The organism is Streptococcus hyointestinalis, from assembly GCF_041225505.1.
In the GTDB taxonomy this organism is placed as follows: Bacteria; Bacillota; Bacilli; order Lactobacillales; family Streptococcaceae; genus Streptococcus; species Streptococcus hyointestinalis_B.
Genome location: NZ_JBCLSK010000003.1, coordinates 1 through 24960 on the forward strand (window position 1 = coordinate 1; position 24960 = coordinate 24960).

Annotated in this window: 20 protein-coding genes; 18 read left to right on the forward strand and 2 right to left on the reverse strand. The window is 43.4% G+C overall.

The genetic code is table 11. The features are described 5' to 3' along the window. Positions 1-220 precede the first annotated feature (220 nt). Complete coding sequence (locus AALA56_RS01275) at positions 221-1414, forward strand: FtsW/RodA/SpoVE family cell cycle protein (protein WP_369908401.1); 1194 nt, start codon at positions 221-223, stop codon at positions 1412-1414. Positions 1415-1447: 33 nt separating this feature from the next. On the opposite strand, the gene adhP is transcribed toward AALA56_RS01275, so the two are convergent. Further along, entirely contained in the window at positions 1448-2464 is a 1017-nt protein-coding gene (gene adhP, locus AALA56_RS01280; RefSeq protein WP_369908402.1) for an alcohol dehydrogenase AdhP, read from the reverse strand. A 179-nt stretch (positions 2465-2643) separates the two neighbouring features. Here adhP and AALA56_RS01285 point away from each other — a divergent pair, with 179 nt between their 5' ends. The 17 genes from AALA56_RS01285 (at position 2644) to AALA56_RS01365 (ending at position 22519) form a co-directional block, all read left to right on the forward strand. Continuing rightward, positions 2644-3204 carry an HAD-IA family hydrolase gene (locus tag AALA56_RS01285; protein ID WP_369908403.1) on the forward strand — a complete coding sequence of 187 codons (561 nt, stop codon included), beginning with the start codon at positions 2644-2646 and terminating at the stop codon, positions 3202-3204. After that, on the forward strand, positions 3204-5153 hold the full coding sequence (gyrB, locus tag AALA56_RS01290; protein ID WP_369908404.1) for a DNA topoisomerase (ATP-hydrolyzing) subunit B: 1950 nt from the start codon (positions 3204-3206) through the stop codon (positions 5151-5153). Before AALA56_RS01285 ends, gyrB begins: the two co-directional genes overlap by 1 nt. Before the next feature lie 133 nt (positions 5154-5286). Next, positions 5287-7011 (forward strand): septation ring formation regulator EzrA, encoded by a 1725-nt coding sequence (ezrA, locus tag AALA56_RS01295; RefSeq protein WP_369908405.1) that lies wholly within the window; start codon positions 5287-5289, stop codon positions 7009-7011. Between the two features lie 172 nt (positions 7012-7183). Continuing rightward, positions 7184-8635 (forward strand): PTS ascorbate transporter subunit IIC, encoded by a 1452-nt coding sequence (locus tag AALA56_RS01300; protein WP_369908406.1) that lies wholly within the window; start codon positions 7184-7186, stop codon positions 8633-8635. 53 nt (positions 8636-8688) lie between these two features. Further along, a complete protein-coding gene (locus AALA56_RS01305; protein ID WP_369908407.1) occupies positions 8689-8970 on the forward strand; it encodes a PTS sugar transporter subunit IIB in 282 nt (93 codons plus the stop codon). Positions 8971-9113: 143 nt separating this feature from the next. Beyond that, positions 9114-9596 carry a PTS sugar transporter subunit IIA gene (locus AALA56_RS01310; RefSeq protein WP_115270292.1) on the forward strand — a complete coding sequence of 161 codons (483 nt, stop codon included), beginning with the start codon at positions 9114-9116 and terminating at the stop codon, positions 9594-9596. A 45-nt stretch (positions 9597-9641) separates the two neighbouring features. After that, positions 9642-10307, forward strand: coding sequence for a 3-keto-L-gulonate-6-phosphate decarboxylase UlaD (locus AALA56_RS01315; protein WP_369908408.1), 666 nt, complete (start codon positions 9642-9644; stop codon positions 10305-10307). Positions 10308-10310: 3 nt separating this feature from the next. Beyond that, positions 10311-11174, forward strand: a complete 864-nt coding sequence (locus AALA56_RS01320) for an L-ribulose-5-phosphate 3-epimerase (protein ID WP_115270288.1) — start codon at positions 10311-10313, stop codon at positions 11172-11174. 2 nt (positions 11175-11176) lie between these two features. Next, on the forward strand, positions 11177-11893 hold the full coding sequence (locus tag AALA56_RS01325; protein ID WP_115270286.1) for an L-ribulose-5-phosphate 4-epimerase: 717 nt from the start codon (positions 11177-11179) through the stop codon (positions 11891-11893). Between the two features lie 132 nt (positions 11894-12025). Continuing rightward, positions 12026-12670 carry a fructose-6-phosphate aldolase gene (fsa, locus tag AALA56_RS01330; RefSeq protein WP_369908409.1) on the forward strand — a complete coding sequence of 215 codons (645 nt, stop codon included), beginning with the start codon at positions 12026-12028 and terminating at the stop codon, positions 12668-12670. 136 nt (positions 12671-12806) lie between these two features. Then, on the forward strand, positions 12807-14468 hold the full coding sequence (locus tag AALA56_RS01335; protein WP_369908410.1) for a BglG family transcription antiterminator: 1662 nt from the start codon (positions 12807-12809) through the stop codon (positions 14466-14468). Positions 14469-14626: 158 nt separating this feature from the next. Continuing rightward, a complete protein-coding gene (ulaG, locus tag AALA56_RS01340; RefSeq protein WP_115270280.1) occupies positions 14627-15718 on the forward strand; it encodes an L-ascorbate 6-phosphate lactonase in 1092 nt (363 codons plus the stop codon). Between the two features lie 186 nt (positions 15719-15904). Continuing rightward, complete coding sequence (tkt, locus tag AALA56_RS01345; RefSeq protein WP_369908411.1) at positions 15905-17881, forward strand: transketolase; 1977 nt, start codon at positions 15905-15907, stop codon at positions 17879-17881. A gap of 169 nt (positions 17882-18050) precedes the next feature. Further along, a complete protein-coding gene (locus AALA56_RS01350) occupies positions 18051-19370 on the forward strand; it encodes an FAD-containing oxidoreductase (RefSeq protein WP_369908412.1) in 1320 nt (439 codons plus the stop codon). 122 nt (positions 19371-19492) lie between these two features. After that, positions 19493-20539 carry a D-alanine--D-alanine ligase gene (locus AALA56_RS01355; protein WP_369908413.1) on the forward strand — a complete coding sequence of 349 codons (1047 nt, stop codon included), beginning with the start codon at positions 19493-19495 and terminating at the stop codon, positions 20537-20539. 91 nt (positions 20540-20630) lie between these two features. Then, entirely contained in the window at positions 20631-21209 is a 579-nt protein-coding gene (locus AALA56_RS01360) for a GDSL-type esterase/lipase family protein (protein ID WP_369908414.1), read from the forward strand. After that, positions 21209-22519 carry an HdeD family acid-resistance protein gene (locus AALA56_RS01365; protein WP_369908415.1) on the forward strand — a complete coding sequence of 437 codons (1311 nt, stop codon included), beginning with the start codon at positions 21209-21211 and terminating at the stop codon, positions 22517-22519. The genes AALA56_RS01360 and AALA56_RS01365 overlap by 1 nt, the downstream gene beginning before the upstream one ends. 41 nt (positions 22520-22560) lie before the next feature. Here the strand turns inward: AALA56_RS01365 and AALA56_RS01370 are convergent, their stop codons facing one another. Further along, positions 22561-24687, reverse strand: coding sequence for an ATP-dependent Clp protease ATP-binding subunit (locus AALA56_RS01370; RefSeq protein ID WP_369908416.1), 2127 nt, complete (start codon positions 24685-24687; stop codon positions 22561-22563). Positions 24688-24960: the final 273 nt, after the last annotated feature.

Sequence of the window (24960 nt, forward strand, 5' to 3'; positions counted from 1 at the left end):
TGACTCCTTTTGAATTCAGGAATCAGGTTGCTTAATCATTTTATTATTTCACTGTCTACTTGACAGGGAGCTGTTCAATTTTTAGCTGCTTTTAGTGTTTGCGTAAGTTTCAAATGGTAATCTAATAGGGCTGATTTTTTTGTAAGAAAAGCTAAAAATTTTTTCAAGATTTTTTGAAATAGTGGTATAATATTTACTTGAAGACTTAGAGAGGAAAACAATGAAAAAACACAAGCAATTTTTTAAGCAAAATATTGATTACGGTCTGTTGATGCCAGTCTTTTTTTTGATTTTAATTGGCTTGGTTGTCATCTATATCTCAACAGCTAATGATTACCCAAAGACAGTGATATCCGTGATGGCGCAGCAAGTCGTTTGGATTTTGCTTGGTTGTGGTCTAGCTTATCTGGTCATGATGTTTAAGACCTCTTTTTTGTGGAAAGCAACGCCATATCTCTATGTGCTGGGTCTCTTATTGATGGTGCTTCCCTTGATTTTTTACAGTCAGGCTTTAGTGGCGTCAACTGGTGCAAAAAACTGGGTGACCATTGCCAATACGCCCTTGTTTCAGCCCTCAGAGTTCATGAAAATCTCCTATATCTTGGCGCTTGCGAGGGTGACGGTCTGGTGGCGCCCCAAGTTACTGGCCTCAGATAGTTTGAAAGACGACTGGCTATTTCTTCTCTTTTATGGCTTAGTGACTCTGCCTGTTATGATTTTACTAGCTTTGCAAAAAGACTTGGGAACAGCTATGGTCTTTATGGCTATTTTAGCAGGTGTGGTTTTGCTCTCTGGTATCTCCAGTCGGATTTTGATTCCGATTATTGCGGCGGTTGTCGTGGTGGTTGCTGGTTTTTTGATTGTTTTTCTCATCCCAGGAGGAAAAGAGTTTCTCTACAAGATGGGGATGGACACTTATCAGATTAACCGCTTATCTGCTTGGTTTGACCCCTTTAAGTATGCCGAAGGGATTGCCTACCAGCAAACACAGGGCATGATTTCTATCGGTAGCGGTGGCGTGCTTGGCAAAGGCTTTAATGTCCTAGACTTAGCGGTTCCTGTGCGTGAGAGTGATATGATTTTCACTGTCATTGCTGAGGACTTTGGCTTTTTGGGAAGTAGTATTGTCTTGCTGGTCTACCTGCTTTTGATTTACCGCATGCTTCTCATCACAATAAAGTCCAACAATCAGTTTTACACCTTTATCTCAACTGGATTTATCATGATGATTAGCTTTCATATTTTTGAAAATATCGGAGCTGCGCTGGGCATTTTACCACTGACGGGTATCCCACTTCCTTTCATCTCAAAAGGAGGAAGCTCGCTGATTAGCAATATGATAGGTGTCGGCTTGGTGCTTTCCATGAGCAATCAAAACCGCTTGAACGAATGCTATTACCAAAGAAAACATTAAAAAAGCTAGGTGAAAACCTAGCTTTTTTGTGTCTTACAAGCTAAAATCAAGTACTTTACGACCTTGGATACGTCCGTGTTCCATATCATCAAAGACTTGTGGAGCGCTGTCTACTGGTACTTTTTCAACGATAGGAACCACTAGACCTTGAGCACCAAATGCAAAAGCTTCTTCTAGGTCTTTACGAGTACCAACGAGGGAGCCCACGACACGGATACCATCAAGCACCGCCTTGACAATGCTGAGCTCCATGTACTCTGAAGGAAGCCCGACAGCAACGACAGTTCCACCGGCACGCACGCTGTCTACAGCTTGGTTGAAAGCGACTTTAGAGACAGCAGAGACGACAACGCCGTGACAACCGCCTGTTTTTTCTTGGATATAGGCAGGGACATCCTCGATGTCATGACCGTTGACAATAAGGTCAGCGCCAACTTCTTTTGCTAAATCCAGTTTGTCTTGGTTAATGTCGACAGCAACGACATGGGCATTGAAGACTTTTTTAGCGTATTGTACAGCTAGATTACCAAGTCCACCGACACCATAAACAGCTATCCATTGACCTGGAGCTGCGCCAGCTTCTTTGATGGCTTTGTAAGTCGTGACACCTGCACAAGTGATAGAAGAAGCTTGGGCTGGGTCTAGTCCTTCAGGGACTTTGACAGCATAGTCGGCAGTCACAACAGCATACTCACTCATACCACCGTCGACATTGTAACCGGCATTTTTAACGGAACGGCAGAGCGTTTCACGTCCAGTTGTACAGTATTCGCAGTAGCCACAGCCCTCAAAGAACCACGCAATAGACACACGATCGCCGACTTTTAGTGATGTTACCCCGTCACCAAGTTTTTCGACAATACCGATCCCCTCGTGTCCTAAAATACGCCCCGGTACTTTCCCAAAATCACCGTGCGCAACGTGCAAATCTGTGTGGCAAACCCCACAATACTCAACCTTGACCAAGGCTTCCCCATAGCCAATCTCAGGCATCTCGTGGTCGACAATCTCAACACCAGTGCTATCTGGATTTACAACAACAGCTTTCATGACAAAACCTCCTTAATTAATTTGTTATGAAATCGTTTACATTGTAATTGTACATCTTTTCACAAACTCTGTCAACCCTTTTTTATCCTTTCAAGAAAAAAGTCTAAAAACCCCGGTCATTTTTGGAGAAATTAGCATCGAAAGCCACTATTTACGCAAAATATGGTATAATAGTAAATATGCATTACGACGATTATATCTGGGATTTGGGCGGTACGCTGTTGGATAATTACGAGTTGTCAACACAAGCCTTTATCAAAGCTCTAGAGCATTTTGGCTTGAGTGCTTCTCATGATAAGGTGTATCATTATCTCAAGCAGTCTACAGCAGCAGCGATTGCCCATTTTGCCCCAAAAGAAAACAATTTTTTTCAAATTTACAAGGCAGACGAGGCAAAGCGCTTAGAGCATCCGATTTTATTTTCGGGTGCAAAGGAAGTTCTTGCTAAGATTGTAGCCTCTGGTGGGCGCAATTTTTTAGTCTCACACCGTGACAAGCAAGTGCTCTCTTTGCTGGAAAAGACAGGTATCTCAGGCTATTTTACAGAAGTGGTTACGTCTGAGAGTGGTTTTGCTAGAAAGCCAGATCCTGAGAGCATGCTGTATTTGAAGGAAAAATACCACATAACAAATGGTATCGTGATTGGGGACCGCAAGATTGACTGCCAAGCTGGAGAAGCGGCAGGCTTTGCGACCTTATTGGTTGATGGAAAAAAATCCTTGATGGAGATAGTAAAATAATGGCAGAAGAAAAAAATTTAGAAGAACGTGCACAAGAGTATAACGCTAGCCAGATTCAAGTCCTAGAGGGACTTGAGGCTGTTCGTATGCGTCCTGGGATGTATATCGGCTCAACCTCATCAGAAGGGCTTCACCACCTTGTTTGGGAGATTGTGGACAACTCGATTGACGAGGCGCTAGCAGGTTTTGCGACCCATATTGAGGTGATTATCGAGCCAGATGATTCCATTACCGTTATCGATGATGGGCGTGGGATTCCTGTTGATATTCAAGAAAAAACAGGGCGTCCTGCTGTTGAGACGGTCTTTACAGTGCTTCACGCAGGTGGTAAGTTTGGCGGAGGCGGCTACAAGGTTTCTGGTGGTCTACACGGTGTTGGCTCCTCAGTTGTCAATGCCCTCTCAACACAGTTGGATGTAAGGGTCTATAAAAACGGACGTATTCATTTCCAAGAGTATAGACGAGGTCAAGTAGTGGCAGACTTAGCTGTCATCGGTGAGACAGACCGCACAGGGACAACTGTGCACTTCACACCAGACAGTGCTATTTTCACAGAAACCACGACCTATGACTTTGACAAGCTAGCCAAACGTGTGCAAGAGCTTGCCTTTTTGAACCGTGGGCTTCGAATTTCTATCACCGATAAGCGAGAAGGCAAAGAGCAAACTAAATCTTTCCACTATGAGGGTGGAATTGCGTCTTACGTTTCCTTTATCAATGAAAATAAAGAGCTTATCTTTAAGGACCCTATCTATACAGATGGTGAGATGGATGGTATCACTGTGGAAGTGGCGATGCAGTACACGACTAGTTATCATGAAACCATCATGAGCTTTGCCAATAACATCCATACCCATGAGGGAGGAACACACGAGCAAGGATTTAGAACTGCTTTGACACGTGTCATCAATGACTACGCTAAGAAAAATAAACTGTTAAAAGAAAACGATGACAACTTGACTGGTGAGGATGTCCGTGAGGGCTTGACAGCTGTTATCTCTGTCAAACACCCAAATCCACAATTTGAAGGACAAACCAAAACCAAACTGGGTAATTCAGAAGTGGTGAAAATCACTAATCGCCTCTTTAGTGATGCCTTTAGCCGTTTTCTCCTTGAAAATCCTCAAATTGCTAAAAAAATCGTTGAAAAGGGTATCCTTGCTTCAAAAGCTCGTATCGCAGCCAAGCGTGCTCGGGAAGTGACTCGCAAAAAGTCAGGTCTTGAGATTTCAAACTTACCAGGGAAGTTGGCAGATTGCTCTTCAAACGATGCCAGCCAAAATGAACTCTTCATCGTTGAGGGGGATTCAGCGGGCGGTTCAGCCAAGTCTGGACGCAATCGTGAGTTTCAGGCGATTTTACCTATTCGTGGGAAAATTCTCAACGTCGAAAAAGCCAGCATGGACAAGATTTTGGCAAATGATGAGATCAGAAGTCTCTTTACAGCGATGGGAACAGGCTTTGGTGCAGACTTTGATGTCTCGAAGGCACGCTACCACAAGCTGGTCATCATGACCGATGCCGATGTCGATGGGGCTCATATCCGTACCCTTCTCTTGACGCTTATCTATCGTTTCATGCGCCCTGTGCTGGAGGCTGGCTATGTCTACATCGCCCAACCACCGATTTATGGGGTTAAGGTCGGCAGTGAGATTAAGGAGTATATCCAACCAGGAAGCAACCAAGAACAAGAGTTGCAAGCAGCGATTGAGCGCTACAGCAATGGTCGCTCAAAACCAACTGTTCAGCGCTACAAAGGTCTTGGTGAGATGGATGACCACCAACTCTGGGCAACGACTATGGATCCAGAGCACCGCTTGATGGCACGTGTCTCTGTAGATGATGCGGCAGAAGCGGACAAAATTTTTGATATGCTGATGGGGGATCGTGTAGAGCCACGCCGTGAGTTTATCGAAGAAAATGCTGTTTACAGTACCCTTGATATTTAATACTAAAGTTTTTTGAAAAAAACGCAGAATTATGGTATAATCGTAAACGTTCATTTTAGTAAGAAAACGATAATAAAAAGTAAAAGTAGCCTATGCATTATCAGGCTACTTCATTGTGATGAAGGAGAAACTCATGTCTAGCGGACTTATCTTGCTGCTGGTGGCTATTGTCCTGATCGTGATAGTAGCTTATCTGGCAGGAGTGATTATACGTAAGCGTAACGAATCACTCATCTCTACCCTTGATGAGCGCAAGCAAGCTCTACTTGATTTGCCAGTTCAAGACGAAATTGAATCGGTACAAGAGCTCCATCTCATTGGTCAAAGTCAGACGACTTTTAGAGAGTGGAGTCAGAAATGGTCAGACGTTTCTAAAAATGTCTTTCCAGAAATTGAAGCACATACTTTAGAAGCTGAAAGCTTAAACGATACGTTTAACTTCATTAAGGCAAAGCATGAAATTGACAACGCTGATAGCCAGCTTAACCTTGTCGAAGAGGATATTGCAGCGATTCGTGAAGCACTCTCTATCCTAAAAGAGCAGGAAGAAAAAAACAGTGCACGTGTGACCCATGCGCTGGACTTGTATGAGCTACTTCAAAAAAATATCAAAGAAAACGAAGACAATTTTGGCACAACCATGCCAGAAATTGAAAAACAATTGAGTAATATCGAAGCTGAGTTTTCACAGTTTGTGACTTTGAATTCGACTGGAGATCCGATGGAAGCTTCAGAAGTGCTAGATCGTGCTGAGGAGCACACCATTGCTCTTGGTCAGATTTCTGAGCAGATTCCAGCTATTGTCGCTAAACTTGAGGATGATTTTCCTGATCAACTGGATGATTTGGAAAATGGCTACAGACATCTTCTTGAAGCGAATTATCATTTCCCTGAAAAGGATATTGAGGCACGTTTCCAAGAGGTACGTGATGATGTCAGAGCTAATAGCTTTGAGCTAGTAACGTTAGACCTTGACCGTGCTCGTGAGGAAAATGAAAGTATTCAAGCTAAGATTGACTCGCTCTATCAACTGTTTGAGCGTGAAATTGAAGCGCAAAAAGTGGCTAAGCGTGATAGTAAACGTTTGCCAAACTACCTCGCACATGCTAAGGAAAACACGACAAAACTGGAAAAAGAAATCCGCCGTTTGTCTGTCCGCTATATCCTAGCAGAAAATAATAATTTGACCGTTCGTCCTTTTGTTCGTGAGTTAGAAGCGATTGAGCGTGATGTTATGCCGTCTGTGGAGTCGTTTGCCCAAGCAGAAAAACCATTTTCAGAGTTGCAAGTGCTCTTTGATAAAGCTTTGAAGAAATTGGGTGAAGTGGAAGATGAACAGATGGATCTTTACCATGAAATTAAGGATTTGGAAAAAATCGAAGTGGTGGCTCGCAAGAACGTAGACGACTATATCAATCGTCTTCATGTTATCAAACGTTTCATGGAAAAGCGCAATCTTCCAGGGATTCCTCAAGATTTTATGAGCCTCTTCTTTACAACAAGCTCACAATTAGAAGCTCTGATGGATGAGCTGAGCCGTGAGCGTATTGATATCATGGCAGTGAGTCGTCTGTCTGAGGTCGCCACCAATGCTATTCATAACCTTGAAGGCTCTGCTTATCAAGTCGTGCAGGACGCTGTGCTTACAGAGCAATTGCTTCAATACTCAAACCGCTACCGCAGCTTTGAGCCTAGCATTCAGCAAAGCTTTGAGCATGCGCTTAGACTCTTTGAGGTGGACAATAACTATGCGGCGTCCTTTGACGAGATTTCAAATGCGCTTGAGTTAGTTGAGCCGGGCGTTACAGAGCGTTTTGTTAGCTCTTATGAGAAAACACGTGAAAGAATATTCCTATAATAGACTGGTCATCCAGTCTATTTTTTTGCTTTTGATAAAGAAAAGATTAAAGTGAGTCTAGTTTTGCACACAAATCTGTGTGTTTCTTGGTCTTTTATGTAAGCGCATTCTTTTGTATACTATAACTGTAAGAACGTTCGACAACTAAAAAAATGAAAAAAGGAGAAATATTATGGATTTCCTTATGGACATTCTCAATTGGTTCTCGCAAAACATTCTGCAGAAACCAGCCTTCTTCGTTGGTCTCTTGGTTTTGATAGGATACGCATTACTTAAAAAGCCTTGGTATGATGTTTTTGCGGGATTTGTAAAAGCAACGGTTGGTTACATGATTTTGGATGTAGCTGCTGGAGGTTTGGTTAGCACTTTCCGTCCCATCTTAACGGCTTTAAACTACAAGTTTAACATCGGTGCGGCGGTTATCGACCCTTACTTTGGTTTGACAGCTGCTAACGAAAAAATTGCAGAAGAATTTCCAAAATTTGTCGGCGTTGCTACATCGGCTTTGTTGGTAGGGTTCTTCGTGAACATCTTACTGGTTGCACTTCGTAAGATTACAAAAGTTCGTACCCTCTTCATCACAGGTCACATCATGGTGCAACAAGCTGCGACAATCACTGTTATGGTGCTTCTCATCCCAGCTTTCCAAGTGAACGAATTGGTTGCTACTCTAGCTGTTGGTCTTGTCTGCGGTCTCTACTGGGCAGTCAGCTCAAACATGACTGTTGAGCCAACACAACGTTTAACAGGTGGTGGTGGATTTGCCATCGGTCACCAACAACAATTTGCGATTTGGTTTGTTGATAAAGTCGCACCAAAACTTGGTAAGAAAGAAGAAAACCTTGATAACCTCAAGTTACCTACTTTCTTGAACATCTTCCACGATACAGTTGTAGCGTCTGCAACACTTATGCTTGTCTTCTTTGGAGCTATCCTTTTCGTCTTAGGTCCAGACATCATGTCAAATGCAGAAGTCATCACATCAGGAACGCTTTACAATCCTGAAAAACAAGCCTTCTTCATGTATGTACTTCAAACAGCATTCACCTTCTCAGTTTACCTCTTCATCTTGATGCAAGGTGTACGTATGTTCGTTGGTGAATTGACAAATGCCTTCCAAGGTATCTCAAACAAACTGCTTCCAGGTTCATTCCCAGCGGTCGACGTTGCAGCAGCCTTTGGTTTTGGTTCTCCAAGTGCCGTGCTCTTCGGTTTTGCAACTGGTCTTATCGGTCAATTGATTACAATCGTTCTCTTGATTGTCTTTAAAAACCCTGTTCTTATCATCACTGGTTTCGTTCCTGTATTCTTTGACAATGCGGCAATCGCAGTTTACGCAGACAAACGTGGTGGTTGGAAAGCAGCACTCACGCTATCTTTCATCTCAGGTGTTATTCAAGTTGCCTTTGGTGCTATCGCCGTTAGCCTTCTAGGTCTTGTCGGTGGTTACCACGGAAACATCGACTTGGATATTCCATGGGTACCATTTGCTTACCTCTTCAAATACCTCGGTGTTATTGGTTATGTATTGGTTTGCTTGTTCTTGCTTATCATTCCACAACTTCAATTTGCAAAAGCAAAAGACAAGGAAGCTTACTACCGTGGTGAAGCTCAAGGGGAATAATTTCTTAACAGTGTCACAATCTTTATAAAAAAACAATTTCGGAGGAAAATATTATGGTTAAAGTACTTACAGCATGCGGAAACGGTATGGGTTCATCAATGGTTATCAAAATGAAAGTTGAAAACGCTCTTCGTCAATTAGGTGTTTCAAATATTGAATCAGCATCTTGTTCAGTTGGTGAAGCAAAAGGTTTGGCTTCAGGATACGACATCGTTGTTGCATCTAACCACCTTATCCATGAATTGGATGGACGTACAAATGGCAAACTTATCGGACTTGATAACCTCATGGACGATAATGAAATCAAAACAAAACTAGAAGCTGCTCTTTCATAAGATAGGACAACAATAGTTACATTGTGAGATGCTTACTTTTGCCATGACGCATCAATAATCGGGGAGTGAGTTGTCATCTGATACAGTGATGCGCACTTACTCCCTTATTTATTAGAAAGATAGAAAGTAAAAGAGGATTTATCATGGATTTAAAAACAGCATTTATCGAAAACAACTCAATTCGCCTTGGTTTGACAGCAAAAGATTGGCAAGAAGCGGTAAAATTATCCGTTGATCCGTTGATTGAAAGCGGTGCCGTTCTTCCGGAATACTACGATGCTATCATCGCTTCTACAAAAGAACACGGTCCTTACTACATCTTGACACCTGGTATGGCAATGCCTCACGCTCGTCCAGAAGCTGGTGTTCAACGTGATGCCTTTTCATTGATTACATTGACAGAACCTGTGACTTTCACAGATGGTAAAGAAGTATCTGTTCTCTTGACTCTTGCTGCAACAAGCTCAGCTATTCACGCATCAGTTGCTATCCCACAAATCATTGCTTTGTTTGAATTGGACAATGCTATTGACCGTCTGCTTGCTTGCAAGACTCCTGAAGATGTGCTTGCTCTTGTTGACGAATCTAAAAACAGCCCATATCTTGAAGGCTTTGACTTTGACTAAGAACTAAAATAGCTAAAAACGATATTTGAAAAGGAGCGATCAGAAATGACAAAACAATTACCAAATTTACAAGTTGCACTAGACCATTCAGACCTTCAAGGCGCTATCAAAGCTGCTGTTTCTGTTGGACATGAAGTTGACGTTATCGAAGCAGGGACAGTTTGTCTCCTCCAAGTAGGTAGCGAACTCGTTGAAGTGCTTCGTAGTCTCTTCCCAGACAAGGTTATCGTAGCTGATACTAAATGTGCGGACGCTGGTAGTACAGTCGCTAAAAACAACGCTGTGCGTGGTGCTGACTGGCTGACATGTATCTGCTCAGCTACTATCCCAACAATGAAAGCAGCTCTTAAAGCTATCCAAGAGGTCCGTAGCGACAAAGGTGAAATCCAAGTCGAACTCTACGGTGATTGGACATACGAACAAGCACAACAATGGCTTGACGCTGGTATCTCACAAGCTATCTACCACCAATCACGTGACGCTCTTCTTGCTGGTGAAACTTGGGGTGAAAAAGACCTTAACAAGGTTAAGAAATTGATTGAAATGGGCTTCCGTGTATCTGTAACAGGTGGTTTGTCTGTTGATACATTGAAACTATTTGAAGGTGTTGATGTCTTTACCTTTATCGCAGGTCGTGGTATCACAGAAGCAGAAGATCCAGCAGCAGCAGCTCGTGAATTTAAAGACGAAATCAAACGTATTTGGGGGTAAGCTATGGCACGTCCAATCGGTATTTATGAAAAGGCAACGCCTAAGCACTTCACTTGGTTAGAACGCTTGAACTTTGCTAAAGAGCTTGGATTTGACTTTGTTGAGTTGTCTATTGACGAGTCAGACGAGCGCTTGGCACGTCTTGAGTGGTCTAAGGAAGAACGCTTGGAGTTGGTAAAGGCGATTTTTGAGACGGGTGTTCGTGTGCCAACCATTACCTTTAGTGGTCACCGTCGCTTCCCAATGGGCTCAAACGACCCTGAAAAAGAAGCACGTGCCATGGACATGATGAAAAAATGTATCGTCTTTGCCCAAGACATCGGTGTTCGCAACATCCAGTTGGCTGGCTACGATGTTTACTACGAGGAAAAATCTCCTGAAACACGTGCTCGCTTTATCAAAAACTTGCGTCAAGCCTGCACTTGGGCAGAAGAAGCACAGGTTATTCTCTCTATCGAAATCATGGATGACCCATTCATGAACTCTATTGAGAAATACTTGGCAGTTGAAAAAGAAATCGACTCACCATATCTCTTTGTCTACCCGGATACAGGAAATGTCTCAGCTTGGGGCAATGACCTCTGGAGCGAGTTCTACAATGGTCACCGCTCTATTGCAGCTCTTCACTTAAAAGACACATACGCTGTGACTGAAACCTCAAAAGGGCAGTTCCGTGATGTACCATTTGGCGAAGGTTGTGTCGACTGGGAAGCTATGTTTGATGTCCTTAAAAAGACAAACTACAACGGACCATTCCTCATTGAAATGTGGTCTGAAAATTGTGAAACGGTTGAGGAAACACGTGCCGAAATCAAGAAAGCACAAGATTTCCTTTACCCATTGATTGAGAAAGCAGGGTTACGATAAAAATGGCAAAATCATTAGCAGAAATGCGCCAACGTGTTTGTGATGCCAATAAATCACTTCCAGAACACGGGCTTGTAAAATTCACTTGGGGTAATGTCTCAGAGGTTGACCGTGAAGCAGGGCTTATCGTTATCAAACCATCAGGTGTTGACTACGACAAGCTCACACCAGAAAACATGGTGGTGACTGACCTTGACGGAAATATCGTCGAAGGCGACCTCAACCCATCGTCTGACCTTCCAACACACGTTGAGCTTTACAAAGCATGGCCAGAAATCGGTGGTATCGTGCACACACACTCAACAGAAGCTGTTGGTTGGGCACAAGCAGGTCGTGACATTCCATTCTACGGAACAACACACGCAGACTATTTCTATGGACCAGTGCCATGCGCACGTTCATTGACAGCAGATGAAGTAAACTCTGCCTACGAAAAAGAAACTGGAACAGTCATCATCGAAGAATTTGCAAATCGTGGCTTAGACCCAGTTGCTGTTCCTGGTATCGTTGTGCGCAACCACGGTCCATTTACTTGGGGTAAAGACCCAGCACAAGCTGTTTACCATGCAGTTGTTCTCGAAGAAGTAGCAAAAATGAACCGCTTCACAGAACAAATCAACCCACGTGTTGAGCCAGCTCCAAAATACATCATGGACAAGCACTATCTCCGTAAACACGGACCAAATGCTTACTATGGTCAAAAAGGCGACAACCACTAATTGTTTAATTTGTTGTGAGATAGGTGGCTGTCTAAGCGCTCAACAACAGTCTTTGCAACCACGACTATCTCCACTTTGCGAGATGGGACTCCTGTCTCGCTTTTTCTTGTCAAAAATTGAAAGGGATTACACATGAAATACTTTTTAGATACTGCCAATGTCGATGAAATCAGACGCTTAAACGCACTTGGAATCGTGGATGGGGTAACAACTAACCCAACGATTATCTCACGTGAAGGACGTGACTTTGAAACAGTTATCAAAGAAATCTGTACTATTGTTGACGGACCTGTCAGCGCCGAAGTGACAGGTCTCACTCGTGAAGAAATGATCGAAGAAGCTCGTAGCATTTCAAAATGGGCTGACAATGTTATCATCAAAATTCCAATGACAGAAGAAGGCTTGGCTGCGGTTAACGTGCTTTCAAAAGAAGGTATCAAGACAAACGTCACACTTATCTTTACTGTTTCTCAAGGGCTTTCAGCTGTTAAGGCTGGTGCTACTTACATCAGTCCATTTATCGGACGCCTAGAGGACATCGGTACAGACGCTTACGCTCTTATCGAAGACTTGCGCAATATCATTGACTTCTACGGTTATGATTCTGAAATCATCGCAGCAAGTATTCGTGGACTTCCTCACATGGAAGGTGTGGCAAAACGTGGTGCACACATCGCAACTATCCCAGATACAGTCTTTGCAAAACTCTTCTCACACCCATTGACTGACCAAGGGATTGAAACCTTTATGAAAGACTGGGAAGCCTTCAAAAAATAAGCCCTTTTAGTGCTATCACAAGACTTATCTTCCGCTACCTAGAAGATAAGTCTTTTCAGTCTGTAAGTCATATTGCAAGCATTTTCACAAAAAACATGATATAATGCAAGTGATTTCAGAAAAAGGAGAACACATAATGATTGTGCTTGATAAGAAAAGTTCTGCACTGCTGTCTTATTTGATTTCTCTGGATGAACCTGAGACGGTCATGGCGATTTCAAAGCATTTAGGACAGTCACGACGAAAGATTTATTATCATTTGGATAAGATCAATGAATCGTTACCAGATGATGTGGAAAAGATAGTGAGTTTCCCTCGGGTCGGTATCGTCCTAAACGAGGAGCAAAAAGAAGCGTGTAGGCAATTGCTAGAAGAATTGGATGCTTATAGCTATGTCATGAGTAGTCGTGAGCGTATACAGCTAATGCTAGTCTACATCGCAGTAGCGGATAGTCGTGTGACGCTTGAGAAGCTCATGCAGCTGACTGAAGTCTCCAGAAACACCGTGCTTAATGACCTCAACAGCCTACGTGAGCGCTTGTCCTTGGAGCAGTATAATGTCCAAATCCACGTCACAAAGACAAGAGGCTACTACCTAGAAGCGCACCCGTTGGCTAAAATTCAGTTTGTACACCGCACGCTCTACAATATCTACACCACTGAGTCTGATAGTTTTCAAAAAATCATGCACGATAAAATCGTGGAGTTCACAAATTACGAAACACTGTTTTGTCCAGCCAAGCTTGATTATCTGCGACAGTTGCTAGATGAGACTAAAAAAGAGCTCGGTAAGAAGCTAAACACGCAAGATAGCGAGTTTATGTTTAACATCTTGCCTTATCTTTTGATGAGCTACCGCAATATGGTCATCAGTCCTGATGAGAGAAAACGCTTAGAAAAAGAGTTTTTACTGGCGAAAGAGCGTATCGAGTATCACATCGCTGAGCGTATGGCAAAGGGCTTTGAAGATAAGTTTCACGTTGCCTATGACGACGTCGAAATCAGTATCATCGCTATGTTGCTCCTTTCTTTTAGAAAGGACAAGGACAGCCACAACGACAGTTCGGACTTTGACGCCATGCGGGAGGTGATTAAGTCCTTCTTAGACGCTTTTGAAAAGCGCTATGACCTCTCCCTTGAGCACAGGGACGAGCTGATTAACCAATTGCTGACGCATTGTAAGGCTTTGCTGTACCGCAAGACCTATGGTATCTTCTCGCTAAATCCGATGACAGAGCAAGTAAAATCCAAGTACGGCAATCTTTTTGCCATGACCAAGTCCTGTGCTCACATTTTGGAGGAAGCTTGGTTTATCCAGCTCAATAATGATGACATTGCCTATTTGACCATTCATCTGGGAGGGGCACTCTATCATATCGGCGCACAGGATCGCTATCAGCCAAAGGTCATCATAGTGTGTGATGAGGGAATCGGCTCACGCAAGTTTCTACTCAAGCAATGCCAGCGCTATATTCCACAGGCACGGATTGAGGCGGTCTTTACCTCTGAGCAATTCAATAGTGTCAGAGATATTGTGGCTGCTGATGTTGTGATAGCAACGAGTGATGGTATTGAGACGAAGCTGCCCATGCTAGTGGTCAATCCTGTACTCACCAATGAGGACATCATTCGCCTCGTTTCCTTTGTCTACTCAAACGGTAAGCGAACGCATGAGGACTTGGCTCAGGATTTGGATCAGCTCCTAGGACACTACGTCAAGGATGAGTCTGAGCGCTACGTTCTGCGCAATCAATTAGAAAAAGTCTTTCGAGATGAATTATTACGTGATTTAAAGTAAGCTTGGAATTTTTCCAAGCATTTTTAGGTTGTGTGAATTATATTAGAGTCTAGTTCTGCACACATCATTGTGTGTTTCTTGGTCTTTTTGTTTGCGCTTACAAGAGGTATACTAATAGTGTAAGAAAAAAGTGATAAAACTCAAGGAGGAATTAGCAAATGGCTAACGTGAAAGATATTACAAGAGAATCATGGATTCTATCAACTTTCCCAGAATGGGGAACTTGGCTTAACGAAGAAATCGAAGAAGAAGTTGTGCCAAAAGACAACTTTGCCATGTGGTGGCTAGGTAACTGTGGTGTTTGGATTAAAACACCAGGTGGCGCTAACATCGTTATGGATTTGTGGTCAAACCGTGGTAAATCTACTAAGAAAGTAAAAGACATGGTTTGGGGACACCAAATGGCAAACATGGCTGGTGTACGTAAATTGCAACCAAACCTCCGTGTGCAACCAATGGTTATCGATCCATTTGCCATCAATGAATTGGACTACTATCTTGTATCTCACTTCCACAGTGACCATATTGACATCAACACAGCAGCAGCGATTGTCAACAATCCAAAACTTGACCACGTAAAATTCGTTGGACCATACGAATGTGGCGAAATTTGGAAAAAATGGGGTGTGCCAGAAGACCGTATCATCGTCATCAAACCAGGCGACAGCTTTGAATTTAAAGATGTGAAAGTAACAGCTGTTGAATCCTTTGACCGTACATGTCTTGTAACCCTTCCAGTTGAAGGTGCTAAGGAAAATGACGACAACCTTAAAGGTCTTGCTGTAACAGATGAAGAAATGGCTCGTAAGGCTGTTAACTACGTCTTTGAAACTCCTGGTGGAACTATCTACCACGGTGCAGACTCACACTTCTCAAACTACTTTGCAAAACACGGTAAAGACTTTGATATTGATGTGGCTATCAACAACTACGGTGACAACCCAGTTGGTATCCAAGACAAGATGACTTCAATCGATCTTCTTCGTATGGCTGAAAATCTTCGTGCTAAAGTCATCATCCCAGTGCACTATGACATCTGGTCAAACTTCATGGCATCAACTGATGAAATCTTAGCTCTTTGGAAGATGAGAAAAGAACGTCTCCAATATGATTTCCACCCATTCATTTGGGAAGTTGGTGGCAAGTACACTTATCCACAAGACAAAGACAGAATTGAATATCACCACCCACGTGGATTTGACGATGCCTTTGAACACGACTCTAACATCCAATTCAAAGCTCTTCTATAAGAAACTCTCCCTCTATTTTAACAAATCTGTCCTATAAAAGAGATTGAATTTAGTTGCCGTGTTTCTTGGGACAAGCTTGTCCTTAAAACCAAACGATTGATATCCGCATATCGCACGATGTGCGGATATTTTAAAAGATGCCAAAAATATGGTATGATGTTAAGTGAACTAAAAAAGGAGAAATACATGTCTAATTTATCTGTTAATGCGATTCGTTTTTTGGGTGTTGATGCGATTGAAAAATCAAAATCTGGTCACCCAGGAGTTGTCATGGGTGCTGCCCCTATGGCTTACAGCCTTTTCACTAAGCAAATGCGTATCAATCCAGAACAGCCTAACTGGATTAACCGTGACCGCTTCATCCTCTCAGCTGGACACGGTTCTATGTTGCTCTATGCTCTTCTTCACCTCTCAGGCTTTAAAGACGTTTCTATCGAAGAAATCAAGAACTTCCGCCAATGGGGTTCTAAAACACCAGGTCACCCAGAATACGGTCACACAGCTGGTGTAGACACAACAACTGGTCCTCTTGGTCAAGGGATCTCAACAGCGACTGGTTTTGCCCAAGCTGAACGTTTCCTTGCTGCTAAGTACAACCGTGAAGGTTACAACATCTTTGACCACTATACTTATGTCATCTGTGGTGATGGTGACCTCATGGAAGGTGTGTCTGGTGAAGCAGCGTCATACGCTGGTCTTCAAAAGCTAGACAAACTTATTGTGCTTTACGATTCAAACAACATCTGCTTGGACGGTGGTACAGAGGATGCCTTTACAGAAAATGTTCGTGAACGCTATGACGCTTACGGATGGCACACTGCTTTGGTTGAAGATGGTACAGACGTTGACGCTATTAACGCTGCTGTTGAAGAAGCGAAAAAATCTGGTAAACCATCTCTTATCGAAGTGAAAACAGTGATTGGTTACGGTTCTCCAAACAAACAAGGCACAAATGCTACTCACGGAGCTCCTCTTGGTGCTGAAGAAACACAAGCTACTCGTGAAAACCTTGGTTGGGACTACGCACCGTTTGAAGTGCCAGAAGAAGTTTATGCTGACTTTAAGACAAACGTTGCTGAACGTGGTGAAGCAGCTTACGACGCTTGGGTCAAATTAGTCGAAGACTACAAACAAGCTTACCCAGAATTGGCAGAAGAAGTATCTGCTATTCTCGCTGGTAAAGACCCTGTTGAAATCAAACCAGAAGACTTCCCAGCACTTGAAGCAGGCTTCTCACAAGCCACTCGTAACTCTTCACAAGACGCTTTGAACGTGGCTGCTAGCGTTATGCCAAACTTCCTTGGTGGTTCAGCTGACCTTGCTCACTCAAATATGACCTACATCAAAGAAGATGGTCTGCAAGATAGCACTCATCCACTTAACCGTAACATCCAGTTTGGTGTGCGTGAGTTTGCGATGGGAACTATCTTGAACGGACTTTCTGCTCACGGTGGACTTCGTGTTTACGGTGGTACTTTCTTCGTCTTCTCTGACTATGTGAAAGCAGCTATGCGCTTGTCAGCGTTGCAAGGTCTTCCTGTGACTTATGTCTTTACCCACGACTCTATCGCTGTTGGTGAAGATGGACCTACACATGAGCCAATCGAACATTTAGCTGGACTTCGTGCTATGCCAAACCTCAACGTCTTTCGCCCAGCAGACGCTCGTGAAACACAAGCAGCTTGGTATTTGGCACTCAAGAACCAGTCTACACCATCTGCCCTTGTCCTCACGCGTCAAAACTTGACTGTTGAAGAAGGCACAGATTTTGACAAGGTGGCTAAGGGTGCTTACGTAGTTTATGAAAGCGCAGCAGACTTTGACACTATTCTCCTTGCTTCAGGTTCTGAAGTGAACTTGGCAGTCAAAGCCGCTAAAGTCTTGGCAGAAGAAGGCGCTAAAGTGCGTGTGGTATCAGTACCATCAACTGACCTCTTTGACGCACAAGACGCTGCTTACAAAGAAGAAATCCTACCAAGTAACATCCGCCGTCGTGTAGCTGTGGAAATGGCAGCAACACAAAGCTGGTACAAATATGTTGGTCTTGACGGTGCCGTTATCGGTATTGACAAGTTCGGTGCTTCTGCGCCAGCGCAAACTGTTATCGACAACTACGGCTTCACCGTTGAAAATGTCGTTAATGTCGTTAAAGGATTAGACTAATCCTAAAACCTCAAATGCCTAGCATTTGAGGTTTTTGAGTACCCAAAATCAAGCCCGTAGCAGATTTGTGACAAAGTCATTTGGAACTTGATATAATAAAAACTAACCAAAACACAACACTTTGTCTACTAAATAGACTGTGTGGGTAAATACTTATTTGGAGGAAAATATGGTTAAAACATACGATATATTGGTTATTGGATTTGGTAAGGCAGGTAAAACCTTGGCTGCCAAGATGAGTCAGCTAGGGAAAAAGGTTGCGCTCGTTGAGCAAGACAGCAAGATGTACGGTGGTACTTGTATCAATATCGGCTGTATTCCAACCAAGACTATGATTGTCGCAGCAGAGGAAAATCTCGGTTTTGCTGAGACCATGGCGCAAAAAGATGTGGTGACAACACGCTTACGTCAGAAAAACTATGATACAGTAGCAAGCGCAGGTGTCGATATCTACAATGCTAAAGCACGCTTTGTCTCAAACAAAGTCGTTGAAGTCACAGCTGGTAGTGACATTGAGCAGCTCACCGCTGAAACCATTGTCATCAACACAGGAGCACAGTCCAATGTCCTACCTATCCCAGGGCTTTTAGAGAGCAAAAATGTCGTTGACAGCACAGGTATCCAAAACCTTGACAAACAGCCAGCTAGCCTAGGTATCATCGGTGGGGGCAATATCGGCTTAGAGTTTGCTAGTCTTTACAGCAAGCTAGGGACAAAGGTCACAGTCTTTGAAGCAGGGGACAAGATTTTACCGCGTGAAGAGCCTGTCGTTGCTCAACTAGCTAGAGAATACCTCGAAGAAGACGGTATTACCTTCAAGGTCAATGCTCGTGTGGGTGGTGTTAAAAACATCGGTGAGCAGGTTGTCCTAAGTGCTGAGGACGGGGCCTATACTTTTGATGTGGTACTCTATGCTACTGGACGTAAGCCAAATATCGAAGGTCTTGGTCTTGAAAACACGGACATTGCCCTTACAGAGCGCCGTGCTATTCAGGTGGATGACTATTGTGAGACTAGTGTAGCTGGTGTCTATGCTGTTGGTGATGTCAATGGTGGTTTACAGTTCACCTACACCTCACTAGATGATTTCCGTATCGTCTTTGGGCGTCTCACTGGAAATGGCGACTATAGTCTGTCTAAACGTCAAAACGTGCCAAATACAACCTTTATCGAGCCAGCCTTGTCTAGCGTCGGACTCAAAGAAGCCGAACTCAAGGCAAAAGGCATTGCCTACAAGACCAATGAATTGCGTGTGGCAGCTATGCCAAGAGCACATGTCAACAATGACCTGCGTGGTATTTACAAGGTCAATGTCAGCCCAGAAACCAATGAAATCTTAGGTGCGACGCTCTTTGGACAAGGCTCACAAGAAATTATCAACCTCATTAAAATGGCGATGGACAACCACATCCCATACACTTACATCAAAAACCAAGTCTTCACTCATCCAACCATGGCAGAAAACTTGAATGATGTCTTCAATTTCTAACAAAAAAGCGTCTAAAATATTTTTAGACGCTTTTTGCTGATAACCTCAAGTCACTTTGAAAGTTCAAGCAATTTGTGGTATTATAATTAGGAAAACCAATAGAGTTAGGAATAGTACCTTTTATGTCTAAAGAAACCTTAATTATTTTGTATGGTGGGCGTTCTGCAGAGCGTGAGGTCTCTGTTTTATCCGCTGAGAGTGTCATGCGTGCGGTGAATTATGATAAGTTCACTGTCAAGACCTACTTTATCGCTCAAGACGGTCGCTTTATCAAGACGCAGGAGTTTACAGAAGCGCCTAATGGTGACGAAAAGCTGATGACCAATCACACCATTGATGAAAGTAAAGTCATTAGCCCAAGCGCTATCTACGAAGAAGGAGCTGTTGTTTTTCCAGTTCTTCATGGACCGATGGGTGAGGATGGCTCTATCCAAGGCTTTCTTGAGGTTTTGAAAATGCCTTATGTCGGCACTAATATCTTCTCATCAAGCGTCGCTATGGATAAGATTACAACCAAGCACGTCCTTGAGAGCACTGGTGTGCCACAGGTTGCTTACGTGACTTACATGGATGGCGATAGCCTTGATGAGGCAGTGGCTAATGTCCATGATACATTGACTTATCCTGTCTTTGTCAAGCCAGCCAATATGGGCTCAAGTGTCGGCATTTCACGAGCAGAAAATGACGCTGAGTTGGTTGAAGCGATTACACTTGCGCTCAAGTACGACAGTCGTATCCTCATCGAGCAAGGGGTTGTGGCACGTGAGATTGAGGTTGGTATTTTAGGCAATACAGATGTCAAGACTACCTTACCAGGTGAAGTGGTCAAAGACGTTGCCTTTTATGACTACAAGGCAAAATACATTGACAATAAAATCACCATGGCAATCCCAGCTGAATTGCCAGCAGAGACGGCAGAAAAAATGCGCCATTACGCTAGCAAAGCTTTCAAGGCAATTGGTGGCTGTGGCTTGTCACGCTGCGACTTTTTCCTGACAGAGGACGGTCACATCTACCTCAATGAGCTCAATACCATGCCAGGTTTCACGCAGTGGTCTATGTATCCTCTCCTTTGGGACAATATGGGACTTAAATACGCTGACTTGATTGATGAGTTGGTCAGCTTAGCCAAAGAGATGTTTGAAAAGCGAGAGAGCCATCTCTTGTAAAAGAAAAAGTTTAGCCAAATAGAGACTAAACACCAATAGATAGAAAGAGCAGGTCTTTGGTGACCTGTTTTTTCCGTGAAGAAAGATGACAATGAAAACGTTAGAAGATATTCAAGAACAATTATTAGACGATTACAAGAGGAGCAAAGCGCCTGCTGACAGCATTCTTTTCCGAGGAGATTCTTTGGTTGAGTTTCTCCCGACCAATAAGCTAGCACTTCAGGCTCCTCTAGTTAATCACGGCATCCGTGGCATTGACACACGCTTTTTAATCGAGCACCTCGATACTCTCACTACCAATCAAGACCCCAAAAGTATCGTCCTTTTGATTGGGACAAATGACTTGATGTTGGGTGAGTCGGTGAATGATGTCAAGAAGCGTATCAGCTGTATTTTAGAGCTGTTAAGACAAAAGTTTCCTACGGTTGAGCTTTATCCTGAGAGCCTTTACCCGAGACGCCAGTCTGAGTCTTATGGGGCGGCACTGGCTGATGAGATTGCTGAGGCTAATCTCTATCTGAGAACGCTAGATGCACACTATATTGACGTCTATAGTAGGCTGGTAGGAGAAGCGGGCTTGTTAAAGACAGACTATACAAAAGACGGAGTGCATTTGAACTATTCGGGCTACAAGGTAGTGATAGCGCTACTTGAGGAGGTATTTGGCTAATGAACATATGGTCACGTTTTGAAAATTGGGGGCATTTTGTCAGCGGTATTCTCATGTGCGTGCTGGGCATTTGCTTAATTTTCTTTAATACGTATTTTGTTGCAGGTGTTACTTGGTGGACGGGGATTTTGCTGACCTTGGTTGGTCTATTTCGTGCGGTGGAAGTTTTCTTACCCAAGCATAAAGCACAAGGTAGTAAAGCTCGTCTGCTCAATCTCGTCAGTGCTCTTGCGCACATCATCCTAGGGACGATTGTCATGACTTGGAGTGGTGATGCGGCAAAGTTGCTTAGCTTTGGTGTTGGGCTCTATCAGCTCATGATAGGACTTGTCAGCCTTTTCACCTACTACCTCTTGCAAAAAGACCGTGCCAAGGGACGGCTCAAAGAGCTGGTCATTGGACTCATTACCTTCTTTTGGGGAATTGGGACCTTGCTGAGCACACGTTCTGTTCGAGATACCTTGGTTTTAGTCGGGATTTACGTGATTTTCATCGGGATTACTTGGTTGATTGACGCTAGAGACTTGCTCGTGACAGATAAAACCAAGCAACGCAAAAGACGACGCTGGCGTGTCGGTGTTCCTGTTTTCTTTACCATGCTCATCCCAGCTGACATTCACTCGAAAATCAACCACCTGCTAAACGACGAGGTCAGCCCAGAGGAAGTTGAGGAGACGCTTATTCCTCAAGTGAAAAAGAAAGTCAAGGGCGATCCTGTGCTCAAGGTTTTTATCCACGTGAGTGAGGGGATTTTCGGTTCTGTTGGGCATGTGGACTTGAGTTATAAGGGCAGAGTTTATTCTTACGGTTCTTACGATGTGGATTCTGAGCGTGTGTTTTCAGCGGTGGGAGACGGTTGTTTCTTTACGCTGGATGATAAGGACTATATCACTTATTGCTTGGAGTATGGTAAGACCCTCTTTGAGTATCGTGTGGCGCTGACCAAAGAGCAGCAGGAAGCTTTTGAGAAGAAGCTCAAAGAGCTTGAGGACATGACAGTTCCTTGGGAGCTGACCTCAGAAACACAGAAAGCCAGCTATATGGGCTTGATGGTCAAGCGTTTCCACGCTGAAACTTATAAATTCACCAAGTCTCGTTTTAAAACCTACTTTGTCCTTGGTACTAACTGTGTCTTGCTAGCAGATCAATTGATCGGAACCAGCGGTCTGGACTTGATTACTATGGTGGGGATCTTGTCGCCGGGGACTTACTATGAGTATTTCCATAAAGAATATCAAAAGCCAAACTCTATCGTAGTGGGTGAAACCATTCATAACGCTAGTCTCAATATTTCAGAAGTTGAAGAATAAAAAAACACTTTCTGCTTGAGCAGAAAGTGTTTTTGACGTGCTTAGTCTTTGTTTTCTTGTTCTTCTTGACGTTCGCTAATAACAATAGTGTCATCAACAAGGTCAGCAAGCAAGTGTTTGCTGTCAAGATGGTCAAGATAGTAATCAGTGATACGGTCACGGATTTGTTGTTCAATCACACGACGTAGTGGACGAACCCCCATCGCTTCATCGTAGCCTTCTTCGATGAGGTAAGCCTTAGCAGCATCAGTCACTTCTAAGTCCATGCCTTTCTTAGCGATGGTTTGGTTGACTTCAGTCAACATGAGGTCAACAATGTCGTTAAGGTCTTCTTTGGTCAAATGTGAGAACTCAATAACAGCGTTGAAGCGGTTCAAGAACTCAGGACGGAAGTAAGGCGCGATACGATCCATAATCTTCATGTCCTTATCTTCATCGCCAGTCAAGCGTTCGTTACCAAAGCCTGCATTAGAAGTTGCGATGATGACAGTGTTCTTAAAGTCAACGGTATTACCTTGACCGTCAGTCAAACGACCATCATCTAGCACTTGAAGAAGAAGTGTGATGACTTGAGGGTCAGCTTTTTCAATTTCATCAAGTAAGATGATAGCGTAAGGATTACGACGTACACGTTCAGTCAGTGTGTTGCTATTGTCATCGTAGCCGACATAACCAGCAGTTGTACCGATGAGTTTTGAGACAGCAGTACGGTCGCTAAATTCAGACATGTCTAAGCGGATGATGGCTTCTTTAGAGCCGAACATGTCTTGAGCGAGTTGTTTAGCTAGCTCTGTTTTACCGACACCAGTTGGTCCGACAAAGAGGAAGCTTCCGATTGGGCGATTGCCTTCGTCAAAGCCTGCACGGTTACGACGGATAGCACGAGAAACAGCTTCGACCGCTTCGTCTTGTCCAATGACATGTCCTTTAAGACGAGTGTTCATTTCTTTGAGACGTTCGATGTCACTAGCACCCATTTGAGAGACAGGGACACCGGTTAGACGTTCAACAGATTCAGCCACGTCATTGACAGTTGCAGTGACTTTTTGGTCTTCTTTGTGATTGTCTTTTTGTTTTTCAAGCTCTTCGATACGTGTCTTAGCGTTGAGCGCAGCTTCATAATCTTCATCAGCTACCGCTTTTTCTTGTGCTGCTTTTTGTTGGTCAATTTCTTCTTCGATAGATTTGACATCTGTGACAGTGTGTTGGGCTGCCAAGTGTGCTGCCGTCATATCGATCAAGTCAATCGCCTTATCAGGAAGGCTACGTTGTGGGATGTATTGAACAGAGTAGTCAATCGCTGCTTTCAAGACATCATCTGGAAGCACAACGTTGTGGTGTTTTTCGTACAAATTACGAATACCCATCAAGATGTTAAAGGTATCTTGAGCAGAGGGCGCATTGACTTTGACTTCGTTGAAACGACGTGCCAGCGCAGCATTTTTCAAAATGGTATTGCGGTATTCGTCTTGTGTTGTTGCACCAATAACGGTCAACTCACCACGAGAAAGTGCAGGTTTCAAAATATCAGCCAAACCTTTAGAGCCGCTATCGCTACCTGTTGAGCCAGCGCCTAAAATTTGGTGGATTTCATCAAAGAAGAGGATGATATTACCAGCTTCTTTGACCTCTTTGATGAGGTTTTGGATGTTTTCTTCAAAGCTACCACGGTATTGCGTACCAGCTTCAAGCCCAGAAATATCAATAGAGATGATTTCTTTATTTTTGATAGCAGCAGGCACGTCACCGTTAACAATGGCTTGCGCTAAACCTTCGACGACAGCTGTCTTACCGACACCAGCGTCCCCGACAAGGACAGGGTTGTTCTTTGTACGGCGTGCTAGGATTTCAGCAGTGTCTTGGATTTCTTTGTTACGTCCAATAACAGGGTCAAGCTCATTGTTACGTGCTTTTTTGGTAAGGTTTGTTCCTAGTTTTGCAAGGATACCGTCCTCTTTAGGCGCATTTGCAGCAGGAGCGGCTTGCTCTGTTTGACCAGGAAGTTTTCCTGTTTTGCGGTATTCTTCAAACTCTTCAGGTGTGATTTCACGCCCGTTAATCATATAACGACGACGTTCGGTGTTGTAACCTCCCATGTTTCCCATGAGTTGGTTGAAAATGTCGTCCATACTTCCAAAAGGATCACGTCCATAATAATTATTTGCCATAGTATATACCTCGTTTGTTAAAATGATACTATCATACGATAGCATGTATTTAGAAGGATTACCGCTTTATCTAATCCAGTCAGTTTGAGAGGTGTCATGTTAGCGGTAATATTTAGGTTATCTAACCACCTTCTGACTAATACTATACTCTTATCATGAGGAAAAGTCAACCCAAAAGCATCGAAAAAATGAAAAAATAACAATAAAATAATACTATCCTATTTTATGTGATAAAAATGGTAGTACCTGAAAAATATTGTGCATGGACTAGGA

Bases quoted from the DNA above. Each gene is read 5' to 3' on its own strand.
- AALA56_RS01275 (WP_369908401.1), top strand. From the start codon at position 221: ATGAAAAAACACAAGCAATTTTTTAAGCAAAATATTGATTACGGTCTG.
- adhP (WP_369908402.1), bottom strand. From the start codon at position 2,464: ATGAAAGCTGTTGTTGTAAATCCAGATAGCACTGGTGTTGAGATTGTC.
- AALA56_RS01285 (WP_369908403.1), top strand. From the start codon at position 2,644: ATGCATTACGACGATTATATCTGGGATTTGGGCGGTACGCTGTTGGAT.
- gyrB (WP_369908404.1), top strand. From the start codon at position 3,204: ATGGCAGAAGAAAAAAATTTAGAAGAACGTGCACAAGAGTATAACGCT.
- ezrA (WP_369908405.1), top strand. From the start codon at position 5,287: ATGTCTAGCGGACTTATCTTGCTGCTGGTGGCTATTGTCCTGATCGTG.
- AALA56_RS01300 (WP_369908406.1), top strand. From the start codon at position 7,184: ATGGATTTCCTTATGGACATTCTCAATTGGTTCTCGCAAAACATTCTG.
- AALA56_RS01305 (WP_369908407.1), top strand. From the start codon at position 8,689: ATGGTTAAAGTACTTACAGCATGCGGAAACGGTATGGGTTCATCAATG.
- AALA56_RS01310 (WP_115270292.1), top strand. From the start codon at position 9,114: ATGGATTTAAAAACAGCATTTATCGAAAACAACTCAATTCGCCTTGGT.
- AALA56_RS01315 (WP_369908408.1), top strand. From the start codon at position 9,642: ATGACAAAACAATTACCAAATTTACAAGTTGCACTAGACCATTCAGAC.
- AALA56_RS01320 (WP_115270288.1), top strand. From the start codon at position 10,311: ATGGCACGTCCAATCGGTATTTATGAAAAGGCAACGCCTAAGCACTTC.
- AALA56_RS01325 (WP_115270286.1), top strand. From the start codon at position 11,177: ATGGCAAAATCATTAGCAGAAATGCGCCAACGTGTTTGTGATGCCAAT.
- fsa (WP_369908409.1), top strand. From the start codon at position 12,026: ATGAAATACTTTTTAGATACTGCCAATGTCGATGAAATCAGACGCTTA.
- AALA56_RS01335 (WP_369908410.1), top strand. From the start codon at position 12,807: ATGATTGTGCTTGATAAGAAAAGTTCTGCACTGCTGTCTTATTTGATT.
- ulaG (WP_115270280.1), top strand. From the start codon at position 14,627: ATGGCTAACGTGAAAGATATTACAAGAGAATCATGGATTCTATCAACT.
- tkt (WP_369908411.1), top strand. From the start codon at position 15,905: ATGTCTAATTTATCTGTTAATGCGATTCGTTTTTTGGGTGTTGATGCG.
- AALA56_RS01350 (WP_369908412.1), top strand. From the start codon at position 18,051: ATGGTTAAAACATACGATATATTGGTTATTGGATTTGGTAAGGCAGGT.
- AALA56_RS01355 (WP_369908413.1), top strand. From the start codon at position 19,493: ATGTCTAAAGAAACCTTAATTATTTTGTATGGTGGGCGTTCTGCAGAG.
- AALA56_RS01360 (WP_369908414.1), top strand. From the start codon at position 20,631: ATGAAAACGTTAGAAGATATTCAAGAACAATTATTAGACGATTACAAG.
- AALA56_RS01365 (WP_369908415.1), top strand. From the start codon at position 21,209: ATGAACATATGGTCACGTTTTGAAAATTGGGGGCATTTTGTCAGCGGT.
- AALA56_RS01370 (WP_369908416.1), bottom strand. From the start codon at position 24,687: ATGGCAAATAATTATTATGGACGTGATCCTTTTGGAAGTATGGACGAC.